Below are 13,067 nucleotides of genomic sequence, written 5' to 3' on the forward strand. Positions count from 1 at the left end.
TGAAAGATCAGGGCTAATACCTTGCTGGGGTTGTCTGGAGTTTGTTAGGAATGGGTATCATGAAAATCCGTTCCCTCCTTCCCCTGGCCCTTTTCACGCTTTGCGCCATGCGCGCCGAGGCATTGACCGAGAAAGGCCAGCAGGCGCTCAAGCAACTTCAAACCGCGCTCGTCGCAGAAGCCAAAGCGGAAAAACCATCCGCGAGCCCGAATGAGATGGGCGGTCGCAATATCAAGCAGTCCGTGCTGCCGCGAATCCAGGAGATGCTGGCCAACACGGACAGTCCACAGTGGATGGAGTCGATGGGGCAGATGATGGCTTATTTTACCTCCGAGGCCGTGACTCAAAACTACGCGACTCTCCGGCAGGAAGTTCGCGCTGAAAAAGACGTGGCGAATCAGGCAGCCCTCAGCAAGATAGCTGCGCTGCTGGAGAAAGCCGGAAAAGACACGCGCGCTGCGAAAACGGCGGCGGACCTCGATGGCACGATTGCTGACCTCACGCCCTTGCGTCAGCGTTACAATCGCGGACAACAGTCCGAGGAATTACAAGCCGCTTATGCACAGGTCGAGCCGACGCTGCAGTTCGTCACTTACTGGCAAAACTATCTCGCGGCCAAAAGCACCAGCAACCGGGAAGCAGCCAGTCAGTCCCTGCAAAATCTGCTCAACAATTCCAACGGCATCTTCCTGATCCCCCGTTCCGAGCTCCTCGCCTTAAATGCTCGCGGCACCTCTGCATCCAACGAGCCTGAGCTACCAGATCCGAGGGAAGCCCTTCAAAAAATCATCGATGAAACGAAGTCGCTCGCTGATGTGGAGGGCACATTGAGAAAGCTGGGGGATTTACGCCAGAGACTTAATCGGACGAACCGCCAGCCGGACGCGCTTAATGCTCTAACCCAGAACTTGCAGCCGCTGGATAGAAGCTATCAAGATTTCAAAGCCGGCCTCGCTGTTAATGTAGAAATCAATAGCTTTGGCAACAATGGCTCCGACTTGGGAAATGCCCTCATTTCGCGCCTCAAGGCCGAGCTGCTCTTGCTGGTGCTTCCCCGTTATGTCGGTGCTCCAGATGGCACTGCCGCAAAGCCGGGCGAAGACGTGTCGCATTTCCTAGAGCGCGTGATTTCCGAGGCCAGGGAGCGGGCGGACATCAATGTCGCCACGCGTGCTCGTGAGGCGTTGCGGGTATTATCGCGTGGACAGAGTTTCAGCTCTGGAGACACCAGTGGTTTAAGCGCGTTTGTTGCGGGTCAGAACCAGGAAACCGCCGGTCAATATCTTCCCGCAGTCATCTCCTACCAGACCGCGCTAAAAAGCGGCAGCGATCTCGTGCCGTCCAAGATCATCGGTGAACGCCTCGCGGCCATCGAGGCGGCTCATCCGAAGGAGTTTGCTGCGGCCATGGAGCGTTTTTTAAATCCCCCAGTTCCTCGTTACGACATGGCACGACCCGACAACTTCCCTTACCAAAGAGGTAACCCCAATGCGCAGCCAGCTCCGGCTCTGGCCATCCCCCCTGCCCCGGTCAGTTCCCCCTCGCCCACGCCTCCCGCCATGCCCACTCCCAGCGCGGCAGCCAGTCCAGTGACGAAAGCCCCGTAGTCACCGCACCTGCATCTTGCCCTCCTTGGAGGACGTAAAACAATCCATGAGCAGCCCGCAGCGAAGCATTAAAATCGACGAACTCCTCGTCCGCACCCGCGAATCCGTCGGAGCCACGCACCACATGATCGAGCGCGTCCACCAAGGCCTCGGCACCCTCCGCCGATCCGTCGCCGAATCGCAGCGCATCATCCAGCAAGCCCAGCAACTCGTCTCCCGCTCCCATTTTCCGCCCCAGTCAGAGTAAAACATCCTTTTTAAATAAGGAGAACCAAAAGCCCGCGCGACTGCGATTCTTCTTCACCAGACCGCTCGCGTAACAAACCATTCACCCCGTTGCGTTGCGAGAATCTGGGAAACAGGACCCTCTAAATGAAAAAACTTCTAACCATACTGCTTGGCTCCTTCGCTCTGGCGTCGGTCACCCAGGCCCAGCAAGCCGAGGAAACGCCAGCCGCCGACACAAAGCATTCGGGTAAGGGCCATGGCAAAGAACGCTCCGCCGAAGCCCAGCCTGCCAACAAAGCCAACCCAGCTAAAGAGGCGCGCCCCACTAAAGAAGCGCGCCCGGCCAGGGAAGCCAGACGACAGGCTCCCGAAGCTCCGCCCCGGGAGGCAGCCCAGACGGCCCCTGAAGCGAGACATTCCACGAAATCGGAGTCCGCTCCGAAGAAACACGCCAAAACGCCTGCGGCCCCCGAGTCCGCTCCCGAAGCGCCTGCGGCAACAGCCGAATCAAAAGCTCCCGATGCCCCCGCAGGGAAGCACAAGAAAAACCACGACGCTCCTGCTGAAGCGAAGCCTGCGACCAAAGACGACAGCGCGGCTCCCGAGAGAAACACCTCAGCCACACCACCGGCAGCGAGAAACCGTGGCAAGGCCGCCAGGCCCGACGCCCGCACGATTGAGAAGATCAAAACCCAGCACGCCACTTTCCGGGCGGAGCCGAAACCGGATCGAGTCCCGACGGTGACCTTCACCCAACACCGCCAACTCGAGGGCAGCGATCAGTGGCAGGGCGAGAAATACGGAGTCTATCGCTCCTACCGCCCGGAGAGACACGATGAGGGCTACTACCGCAAACACTATCAGCGGGTGGAGCTGATCAGCGGCGGCTACTACTACTACAACGAGGGCTATTGGTATCCGGCCTGGGGCTATGATAACTCCCACGAGTATTATGCCTACGACGCCCCCATTTATGCCGGTCACCGCGCCGAGCCGCTGGATCGCGTCATTGCCGACGTTCAAGCCATCTTGCAAGAGCAAGGTTACTACACAGGCGAAGTGGATGGCCTGCTCGGGCCGCTCACCCGCGAGGCTCTCGTCGGCTATCAAGGCGATAACGGCCTCTACCGCACCGCTGTGATCGACGAGCCTACGCTCTCCTCGCTAGGCTTGGAATAGTCGCCCGGCAGCTACGAAAGGAGCCGGGGCGTGAAAATGACCCCGGCTCCAACACGTTGAATCGCGATCCAGCCTCTTTTGCCCGAGGTCTTATCTACCCGACTCCGTCCTCACCGCGCCTGTTTGGCCAGGGCCGCGACGGTGGCAATCAACTCCGCCGCATCCACCGGCTTCGGCAGCAGGATCTGGAACCCTGCGCACATCGCCTGCACTCGATCCTCCACCCGGGTGTAGGCGGTGAGAGCGGCGGCGGGAATCTTCCCGCCCTGGTCGGCAGGCCGCGACCGCAATTCTTCGAGTAAAGTGTAGCCGTTCTTTTCCGGCATGCCGATGTCGCTCACCAGCACGTGAGGGAGCTTTTCGTCCACGGCCTTCAGCGCTTCATCCGCGCTGCCTGCGGTGGTTACGTTCGCTCCGGCTTTCTCCAGCGTCTTGGCCACCATCGTTCGGGAGTCTTCGTCATCATCCACCACGAGCACCGTGATCCCATGCAACGCGGCCAGCGGGCGTCCACCGGCATTCCCGCCCCGCTCCCCGCGACCGCCGGATTCAAATCGCGCCTCCGTCACCGCGGCCAGAGGGACGACCACTGCGAACGTGGCCCCTTTGTTGGAGCCTGGACTCTTGGCGGAGACACTTCCACCGTGCAGTTCCACCAGTTGCTTCACGATCGCCAGTCCCAGACCGAGGCCCCCGTGGGAGCGTGTCGTGGACGCGTCCGCTTGGCGAAACCGATCAAATACGTGGGGCAGAAATTCACTGGCAATGCCGATCCCCGTGTCGGTGATGCTCGCCTCGATATGCGAGTCCACTCTCTGGAGCAACACCTCGATGCGTCCGCCTCGCGGGGTAAACTTGATCGCATTGCTCAACAAGTTCCAAAAGACCTGCTGCAAGCGCTGCGGATCGCCGGAGATCGGGGACGCCACCGCATCGATCACCGCGTGAAGCTTTACTCCCTTCGCCTGCGCTGAGGGGCGCACGGTTTCCAGCGCCGCCTCCAGCACCGTGCCGAGTTCGATCCTTTGCACGTCGAGCCGCACCTTTCCCGACAGGATGCGGCTCATATCGAGTAAATCCTCAATGATGTGCTGCTGCGACTTGGCGGCGCGGCCGATCACCTCCAGGCCCTGCGCCAACTCCCCCTCCGCGAGGTCACCCGCTTGCAGGATTTGCACCCAACCCACGATCGATTGCAACGGCGTGCGCAACTCATGCGAGAGCGTCGTCAGAAACTCATCCTTCTGCCGGTTCTGCCGCACCGTCTCATCATTCATCGTCTCCAGAATCCGTTCAGCCTCTTTCTGTAGGGAAATGTCGCGGGCAATCTTGGAAGCTCCCACGATTTCGCCCGCGCGATTCTTCACCGGGGAGATCGTCAGCGAAATATCCAGGAGGTGACCATCCTTGTGCAGTCGCTTCGTGGAAAAATGATCCACCCGTTCGCCATTGCGCAATCGCTGCAATATGGCTGGCTCTTCACCCTTTCGATCCTCCGGGATCACCTTCAGGATCGGCTGGCCCACCATCTCGGCGGCGGTATATCCGAAAATGCGCTCTGCCGATTTGTTCCAGCTCGTCACGATGCCATTAAGATTCTTCGTCACGATCGCATCATCCGACGAATCGATAATGGCAGACAAAAAATGCTCTGGACTGTCAAAGCCTAGGGGGAGGTTCGTCGGCACAGTCATCAATGGGGTTTTTATCGTACTTCAAAACTTGCGCACAACATCGCCCACAAGTCGCAGTTGGTTCGCGCCTCCTCCCGTCATTGGACGTATATCCCCACCCCACGGCAACCGCCAGGACAGGTCATCCTTCAGCCGGACACCAACCCACTCCCACCGGCGTGTCGTGGAGCATTTGCAGCGAGCCGAAGCCCCATTGGGGAAATGAGAGCGCAACCAGTCTTCCTCACCCCCGCCGCGCCGCCTCGATCTTCGCCACATCGATCTTCCCCATCTCCATCATCGCCGCGAAGGCGCGCTTCGCCTCCGCCCCACCCGCCGCTATGGCCTCGGTCAGCACGCGCGGAGTGATCTGCCACGACACACCCCAACGATCCTGACACCACCCGCATTCGCTGGCCTCCCCACCGTTGCCCACGATCGCATTCCAGTAACGGTCCGTCTCCTCCTGCGAATCCGTCGCGACCTGAAAGGAAAAGGCTAGATTGTGCTTAAACTGCGGCCCGCCATTGATGCCCATGCAGGGGATGCCGAGCACAGTAAACTCCACCGTCAGCACATCGCCCTCCTTGCCCGATGGATAATCCCCCGGCGCAAGATGAATCGCCGTCACCTCGCTATCCGGAAACGTCGCCGCATAAAAGCGCGCCGCCTCGAGCGCATCCTTATCGTACCACAGGCAAATCGTATTCTTGGGAATGGTCTTCTTCATGCCGTGACTCTTGCCCAATCCAGTTCCGCGCGAAAGTCCGAAGTAGATAAGAGCCGTTTTCCACAGCCGCCGACAATCCTTCCCTGACCACTAAGCTCAGCTTCTCCAAGTAGCTTACACTTCCAAAACCTCACCTTGGGAACGAGAGTGAGATTCGGATGCCTCGGTGGAAAGATTTCCGGTACACGTGGAAAACCACCGCGTTTTGTGGAAATTTAGTATCTGACTTTCTATGATGCGATTCGTCTGCGTCAGACAGTTACGAAGAACATTTGCCACTATGGACGCCACAAACTTGACAATAGTCGTATCTAATAGTTTGCGAAAGAGTGGGCATTGCCCTAAAAAACACGATGTGCGGACAAACATCCTACAATTCGCCGAGTAATTGAACAGCTTGTGTTTCTAAATCCACCTCATTTCAACATGTACTTATGAAAGCTTTCCTATCCCATTCATCAGAAAATAAAGATTTTGTGGAAACGGTAGCAACGCAATTGGGTCGGCAGTTTTGTGTATTCGACAAGCAGAGCTTTCAATCTGGCATTGAGTTTAAGGATTCAATCGAAAAAGGATTGGATGACTCTACCCTTTTCGTTCTTTTCGCGAGCCCTGAAGCGCTTAAATCGATTTGGGTCCAGTTTGAAATAACCGAAGCATTCTATAGTGTCGTGCATAAGCGACTGAATCGAGTTTTGGTTGTCATGCTTGGTGACTCGGTTCAGGTATCACAGCTTCCTGAGTGGCTCCGACGTGCGAAAGTGATCGTGGTAAGTTCTCCCAAACAAACAGCACGAGAGATTCGTCTTCACTTAAACGAACTTTTGCGCGTCGAGAAGCATTCATTATTTATCGGGAGGACAAGAGAGATTGCGCAGGCTGAGCAGGAACTGCTTAACACACAGTCGGGTATTCCAAGGCGTTTTCTTGCTTTTGTAGGGCTTCCACAAATAGGACGTCGCTCTATCGCTAGGCGTGTGGCTCAAAACGTTTTGGGAATGCCAACAACAACTGAAGTTACAATTGAGAGCGGTGATGACCTTCGCGATATCGCATTCAAACTTGCAATCGAATCGGAACCCTACGCTGGCACTACATCACTAGCAGCAATTCAAGATGAAATAGCAAGTCTTTCGGATGATGAAGCGGCAAGTCGTGCATTACGTAATTTGCGTGCTATCGTTGCGACGGGTTCACTGCCAATGTTTGTTGACGCTGGAGGTTTGTTGAACGAAAACGGAGACTTTGCCGAATCGCTCGAACCTTTCTTCCACTTAATTAGCGGTGCAAGTGATGTATACCTTTTTTTCATTACATCCAGGAAACTTACCAGAAGTGAACCTTTGACAGTTTCGATTGTGAGAATTCCATCACTTCCCGAAGCTGAAGTTTATAGGTTGCTACAAGCGCTCTCTGCACGAATAAATATTCTGCTAAGTCAAACGCAACTAACGGCTATCGCCGGGCATGCAAGCGGCTATCCTCCTGCCTGCTATTTCGCTATCCAGCTAATAAAAGAATATGGTGTAGCAACTATATTGGCAAATTCCAGTGAACTTGTAGATTTTCGCATAGCAACATTCGTTGCTTATGTTACCAAACATGCTCTGTCTAAGCAGGAGAATGAATTACTTCGGCTTCTCGCTAATTTCTCGCCATTACCGTTGCCAGTAATAGGTGGGCATTGTGGACTTGATGCAGAGGCTGTATCAGTAGCCATTGTTAAGCTAATCGACTTTTCAATGATCTCACCTGATCTGTCTGCACTTTACGCTATTTCTGATCCATTGCGCGACGCGATCTTTAAGCATTCTCGATATTTCCAGACATCGGAAACAAAGAAGATTGCTGTAGCCCTTCACATATGGCTTGATCAAAATGATGAGGAGCAAGTTTCCTTACCTTTTTCGCGAGTCATTTATCGCGTTGCTCGCCACGCCAATGATGCTGCACTTGCTGAAAAAGTGGTCCACTTAACTGCGGATATTTTTAGGCTCGCAGAACAGGCTTACAATCAACAAGACTACGTTATTGCAGTCGAGGGTTTTCGTAAAGTGTTGGAGTTAAGGCCGGATCTTGAGCGTGCAACAGTTCTCTTGGTTCGCGCATTAGCACAACTCGACGAGTGGGGTGAGTGTGACTCTCTTTGTTCTGCAATGGAGGGGCGAAAAATGCCGACTAGGACGACCCAGTTTCTTCGTGGCTTTGTCGCTCGAAAACGGAGCTATTTTAGCAAAGCAATATCGCACTTTGAGTTAGCACGCAAAGCTGGCCGGAATGATGTTGCGGTTCTGCGGGAACTCGCCTCCTGCTATTTAATATCGGGAGACTCAAGAAATGCCGATGAATGTCTGAAGGAAGCATTTGATTTACAACCGGACAATCCCTACTTAATCGACATGGCAGTCAAAGTAGCCATGCAGCTAGATGACTTAAAGACCGCTGGACAACAACTTGAAAGACTTCGGATATTTGATACGGGCCAATTCTATTGGCACCGGATGGCGACCTACTATGTTGCTACTGATGACATACCTGCGGCCATCGATGCGGGGATGCGTTCAGTTTCTGGTGAAGCTCGTCCTCGATACGAAGCTCTTTCGCATTTGGCTTACTGCGAGATCCGCGGTGGTAAAATAGACGAAGCAAGGGCTCACCTTGCCGAAATTGACAAGCTGTTCCCAAGACTCAGAACAAACATTACTTTTGCACTGCAATGTCAGCTGGAATTGAAGTCAGGAAATCTTGAAGAGGTGCTTCGGCGTATAGATCAAGCATCAAGCAAAACAAATCGGTTTCTTGCAGCATTACGCTTTGGTGCAATTCGAAGAATACTAACCAATCCAGGGCTTACAGATAAACGTCGCCTGGAATTGCAGGCCGAGATTAAAGCCGCACCTACAGTTCTCGACGAGCCTGCATTCGGCGATCTCCCAAGATGAAACCTAAGGTCTCAGTTTTAGTTTTTTTCCTTCCCCCACCTTTGCAGGCGCAGCCAGCAGAGATCGCCACTAAGCGGTAAATCCCCCACCGCACCCGGCACACAGAGGCAGAATCTTGACCGATATGTGATCGCCTGCCCAACTCAAATGTTGTCGCACCGACTTCATTCTCCGCATCCGGCTCCTCGCCCAGTTGATGCCGCATCACCGTCGACATATCCGTCAACACCGTATCGTCGAACGTCGTCACAGCGCACACGCTGTCGGTTTGTCTCTGCCATAATGCCGAGGAGTCGCCTGCTGATCGCGTCGACCTATGAAGGATATTTGCTGGCTAACAAATGCCTCTTTACAATGAGAATGCCCGTCATTTGCTCCAGCTTCGATGGCGGTTGCTCCAACTTGGCAGGAAGATGCGCCGTGTCCTCGAGAAGTTGCGCGGCATTATCGGGCGAGTGCTCGGTGATTACGTGCAGACGCTCCGTGTTCTCGTGAAGATGCTTGGTGCTTGTGCGCGCATGCTCAGTGTCTGCACACGGGTGCAGTTGTGTTATCCTTTTGTGCCTCAGCCCTGCCGCTCCGCGTGGACTTTGACATGCAGATGGATGTGGTCGTTGACGAGGTGTTGGCCGAGGAAACGGTAGAGTTTGCCGGAGCCGTATTGGCTGCCGTAGTCGGTGCGGTCTAGTTCGAGCGAACCTTGGGCGGTCAGGCTCTGGCCGTCTTCCGCAGCGGCGATGAGGACGGGGAACTCCAGCGGGCGGCTGATGCCGCGCAGCGTGAAGGTGCCGCGCAGACGATAGTTGGGCGTGCCGTCGGTGCAGAGGGCGATTTTCTCGACACTCGCGGCGACGAACTCGGCGGTGGGATGATGCGCCACGTCGAAGAAATCGGCAGTGTGCAGGTGCGCGATGAGCTGGCGATTGAGCGCGGTGTCGGCGAGGTCTTCATTGGCGATGCTGGCCATGTCCACGGTGAAGCGGGCGGAGACGAGCTGGCCCTGACTCAAAACAATGTTGCCGGAGGCGAGCTGCACCGTGCCCCGGTGGTAGTTAAAGAGGTTGCTGCCGATCCAGCGGATGACGCTCCCGGTGGGGTCGAGGCGAAATGTGCCATCGGGAATGGGCGGCTGCGGGAGTTGGCCATGGCCTTCGAGAGGCAGACCGGCGGCTTGCCATTCGGCGAGTCCGCCCTCAAAGGACTGCGCCTGTGTGTAACCAGCCGCGCGGAGTTTTGCCGCAGCCGTCGTGGCGTCCAGCGATCCCTCGCCCGCGCCGTAAACAATGAGCGAGGCTGACGGATCGGGCACGAGTGCCTGGATTTGATCGAGAAAGCTAATCTCGTAAACGCACGCGTTCTGCGAACCGGGGATGCGGGCAGCGGCGAAGATTACTGCCGGAAGCACGTGGATGAGAGCCGGTGCGTGGGCTGATTGAAGCAGGGTCTGAAGTTCGTGCGCGGTCATGATTGCACATCACACGATGTCATTCGCACAGGGTTCCCGGCAGGTTGCGCGAAGGAATCAGACATACACATGAGTTAATAGGAGCAAACCGCAGTCAGCTTATCGAAAACGAGGAAGAAAAGACAAGCGAATACTGGAAACTCAAGTTCCAGACAGCCGCGCCCGGTAAGCAAATACGGCAGGTTCGTAGTCAGATGCGCCGTGTTCTCAAGCAAAGCCATCGTGTTCGCGTGAGGAAGCGTCGTGTTTGCGTGCAGAGTCGCCGTGTTTGCGTGCAAAGTCGCCGTGTTCGCGTGCAAAGTCGCCGTGTTCGCGTGCGAAGTCGCCGTGTTCGTGTGCAGAGTCGCCGTGTTCGCGTGCAGAGTCGCCGTGTTCTCATGCAAAGTCTCCGTGTTCTCATGCAAAGTCTCCGTGTTCGCGTGTAAAGTCGGCGTGTTCTCATGCGAAGTCGCCGGGTTCGCGTGAGAATGCTCCGTATTTCTTGGCGGCAAACGGTCCCTGCGGCGTCTTTTTTTGGGGTTAGCGAACGATTTTGGAGCGATTTTTTGGCTATTTGCATCGACCTCGACGGTCAAAAATCGCCGCTAAAAGGCTTTTTGTGGAATGGAACGTTTCAAATCTGAGAAATAGTTTCTCGAAAATAAGGTTCTGCCCGTGTAATAACGCCATTATTTTCATGCCACTTTGTCAGTTAGGGCGATATTGGCTGGGAATAAATTTATTTAGAAGAAAGCTTTAAGGCCTTCGCAAGGCCCCTTTTCGGTTTGTCCGCGATGTTAGAAAAGGCTGCTTTTGGGGCTTCTTCTTTTTACAGTATTCGCACTGGCATATTGACTGCTAAGCAAGCCCCCTGACCAGGGTTGAGCTTGTTCGCCGGGGACGACTCTGATGTTAGTCAGACGTACTAGCGAATGCTCCTAACATTGCGGCCCTGTTTTCCATCGAACGCAAAAATTCGTGGCACGGCATGGGCTAGGGATCGGCTTTGTCACTGGATCGCAACCAACAGGTTCCAGCAAAAAATAAAACCTGCGGCGGAGTTAGAACCCGCTGTCACAAAAAATAGAAAGTTAGAAATATGTTAAAGCAAAATGGATTCTTTCCACGGGTCGCACTGGGCTTTGTCCAGTTGACCGACCCCAACCTCGTCTCGTTTGCCACCAATGTCGTCACTCTGACGACAGGCAATGCGAGCTACCCCACTCCCACGCCCACCCTGGCGGCGGTGACCACGGCCAGTAGCAAACTCAGCGATCTAGCGGTCACTGCCTTGAATCGCGACCGAATCGCCATCGCCACCCGCAATGCGGCCCGCGAGGAGTTGCTCACGCTCATGCGCACTCTGGCGGCTTATGTCACCTGCCATTGCAATGAGGACGTGCTCACGCTGATCACTTCCGGCTTCGATGCCGTGCGTGCGGCGGGTCCAATCGGTGTGTTGTCGGCTCCAGAAAATCCACGGCTGAGTTACACCGGTATGAGCGGCGATCTGCTCTTCCGCATCAAGAGCAACAGCAATGCCCGCAACTACTCGATCGAGACTGCGGAACAGGCGGAAGGCCCATGGAAGAGCTTCGGTCTCTCGACGACCGCCAGTGTGACCATCAACGAACTCACTCCCGGCAAAACCTACTGGGTGCGAGCCTGCGCCAACGGCACGGCGGGCTCCAGCGATTGGTCGGTACCCACCTCGATGATGGCAGTCTAACTCGAATGGATGGAAATCTAAAAAACAGAAAGGCGTGCTTCGATGGGGGCACGCCTTTTTTGTTGGTTAGAGAGTCACCAGCTATCTCCAGCCTGCCGCTGCGCGAGATGCGGACGAGTGGCTAGGTGATGCGCCGAAGGGCGCGGCGGGCAAACGGCACTGTGCTGACCACCCCAATGGTGGTAAGGAGGATGCCCAGCTTCCGACGCTGCTGACGGTCGAGACGATCTCCAAACAGGAGGGCCAGCCCGGCCCCGAGCAGGGCGCGAGTGGAAACGATCCCGAATAGAATGGGCAACGGAAGGGTAATGTTTTTCATGGTGAAGGGTTCTCCCCTATTATAATACGGCTGCCAACAGCGTGTGAGTGTATGAAGATGCCCCCCTCGTTCCTAGCTTCGGTCTTGGGGCGCATCAGTTCCAGCCGATCACAAAACGACACTACATTTTGTTAGTGGCCTAGTCCCATCTAGGCGGTCTGCATTTGTCGGATGGGAGATGGTGTCGCGGGCAGCCAGCCGTGGGTGGCGAGGATTTCCTCGAGCATGTGTTTGTAGGTGATCATCTGGGGCTGGCCAGAGGCTGGATAAGTAGTCTCCTGCTCGTGGGCGAGACAAATGGCAAGGTAGTTGAGGACGAGCGGATGATTCTCCGGCAGCCAGACTCCGTCGATCTCGTATTCGCGTCCCATGTTCAAGCAATAAGGGGCGATCTCTGTCTGCCGGCCCGCGGTGTCTTTTACGAGGACTCCTGTACTATTCACCTTCACTACCTTGATCGACTTTCCCTCGGGCCATGCCTCAGGGCCCCAACCGTCGTGGTAGTGGATATTTCCCACCATGCCGGGTTCTGGGTGGATGTAGCGGATGTCGGTGACGATGCTTTTCTGCATAACTAGACAGATATTCCGCATCAGGACGGACGCGACGAGTTTCCTCTCAGGAAACACCCTGATCGCGGTGGTTCATGATTGTTTTCCCTCGGGGAAACTTCGTAACTCAGGAAGGTGCGATGGCTAAGTTTATACAACTAACAGGCGACTACGACTCGTATCTGGAAACACTATGAGAAAACAACTATTAGTTCTAACTGCAATACTGACCGGCATCTCTGCCCAGGCTCAGACATCCCCAACGGCCACCCCGAAGCATTACCACTCCGAGTCGGCTGCCAAAGACAAGGACAAGGATGACGACGAAATGGACAAGTCGGAAGACAAGGCCGAGCACTCCAAGAAAGACGCCGCCATGTCCGACAGCTCCGATGCCACCGACAAAGCCAGCTCCGGCGGTCCGGCGGGAAGCGATCCATCGGGTTCGGCCAGCACGGGACGTGCATCCGGCGGCACCGGCTCTGCTGCCAACGCAACGGGTGGATCGAATGCCACTTCGAGCAGTGACTCCTCGGACATGAGCAGTTCGCCCGGCGCCTCGGGTTCTGCTCCCAATGGACGCGCCTCGGGCGGCACTGGCTCCGCAGCCGCAGCTCCCTCGATGACGCCCTCCCCGACTCCCTAGTCTGGCCAGGTTAATATCG

General features: G+C 55.6%; 12 protein-coding genes. 6 read left to right on the forward strand and 6 right to left on the reverse strand.

Translation table 11 applies throughout. The features are described 5' to 3' along the window. Positions 1-59: 59 nt before the first annotated feature. The 3 genes from ABIT76_04245 (at position 60) to ABIT76_04255 (ending at position 3,014) form a co-directional block, all read left to right on the forward strand. Entirely contained in the window at positions 60-1,607 is a 1,548-nt protein-coding gene (locus tag ABIT76_04245; GenBank protein ID MEO7932352.1) for a hypothetical protein, read from the forward strand. A gap of 46 nt (positions 1,608-1,653) precedes the next feature. Next, positions 1,654-1,854, forward strand: coding sequence for a hypothetical protein (locus ABIT76_04250; GenBank protein MEO7932353.1), 201 nt, complete (start codon positions 1,654-1,656; stop codon positions 1,852-1,854). 125 nt (positions 1,855-1,979) lie between these two features. Next, entirely contained in the window at positions 1,980-3,014 is a 1,035-nt protein-coding gene (locus tag ABIT76_04255) for a peptidoglycan-binding protein (GenBank protein ID MEO7932354.1), read from the forward strand. A 110-nt stretch (positions 3,015-3,124) separates the two neighbouring features. Here ABIT76_04255 and ABIT76_04260 read toward each other — a convergent pair whose 3' ends face one another. After that, positions 3,125-4,657, reverse strand: coding sequence for an ATP-binding protein (locus ABIT76_04260; protein ID MEO7932355.1), 1,533 nt, complete (start codon positions 4,655-4,657; stop codon positions 3,125-3,127). A 274-nt stretch (positions 4,658-4,931) separates the two neighbouring features. Then, positions 4,932-5,417, reverse strand: a complete 486-nt coding sequence (locus ABIT76_04265; protein ID MEO7932356.1) for a VOC family protein — start codon at positions 5,415-5,417, stop codon at positions 4,932-4,934. Between the two features lie 434 nt (positions 5,418-5,851). Here ABIT76_04265 and ABIT76_04270 point away from each other — a divergent pair, with 434 nt between their 5' ends. Next, entirely contained in the window at positions 5,852-8,359 is a 2,508-nt protein-coding gene (locus ABIT76_04270) for a TIR domain-containing protein (GenBank protein ID MEO7932357.1), read from the forward strand. Between the two features lie 565 nt (positions 8,360-8,924). On the opposite strand, the gene ABIT76_04275 is transcribed toward ABIT76_04270, so the two are convergent. Together ABIT76_04275 and ABIT76_04280 are read right to left on the reverse strand one after the other, a co-directional pair. Continuing rightward, positions 8,925-9,824: a YceI family protein gene (locus tag ABIT76_04275; GenBank protein MEO7932358.1), complete on the reverse strand. Its 900-nt coding sequence runs from the start codon at positions 9,822-9,824 to the stop codon at positions 8,925-8,927. A 74-nt stretch (positions 9,825-9,898) separates the two neighbouring features. Further along, positions 9,899-10,228 carry a hypothetical protein gene (locus ABIT76_04280; GenBank protein ID MEO7932359.1) on the reverse strand — a complete coding sequence of 110 codons (330 nt, stop codon included), beginning with the start codon at positions 10,226-10,228 and terminating at the stop codon, positions 9,899-9,901. A 674-nt stretch (positions 10,229-10,902) separates the two neighbouring features. On the opposite strand from ABIT76_04280, the gene ABIT76_04285 reads away from it, so the two are divergent. Next, entirely contained in the window at positions 10,903-11,532 is a 630-nt protein-coding gene (locus ABIT76_04285) for a fibronectin type III domain-containing protein (GenBank protein ID MEO7932360.1), read from the forward strand. A 121-nt stretch (positions 11,533-11,653) separates the two neighbouring features. On the opposite strand, the gene ABIT76_04290 is transcribed toward ABIT76_04285, so the two are convergent. Continuing rightward, on the reverse strand, positions 11,654-11,851 hold the full coding sequence (locus tag ABIT76_04290; GenBank protein MEO7932361.1) for a hypothetical protein: 198 nt from the start codon (positions 11,849-11,851) through the stop codon (positions 11,654-11,656). A 149-nt stretch (positions 11,852-12,000) separates the two neighbouring features. After that, positions 12,001-12,423: a hypothetical protein gene (locus tag ABIT76_04295; protein MEO7932362.1), complete on the reverse strand. Its 423-nt coding sequence runs from the start codon at positions 12,421-12,423 to the stop codon at positions 12,001-12,003. A 172-nt stretch (positions 12,424-12,595) separates the two neighbouring features. Here ABIT76_04295 and ABIT76_04300 point away from each other — a divergent pair, with 172 nt between their 5' ends. After that, positions 12,596-13,048: a hypothetical protein gene (locus ABIT76_04300; GenBank protein MEO7932363.1), complete on the forward strand. Its 453-nt coding sequence runs from the start codon at positions 12,596-12,598 to the stop codon at positions 13,046-13,048. Positions 13,049-13,067 lie beyond the last annotated feature (19 nt).

It is taken from the genome of Chthoniobacterales bacterium, assembly GCA_039930045.1.
Taxonomy (GTDB): domain Bacteria; phylum Verrucomicrobiota; class Verrucomicrobiia; order Chthoniobacterales; family DASVRZ01; genus DASVRZ01.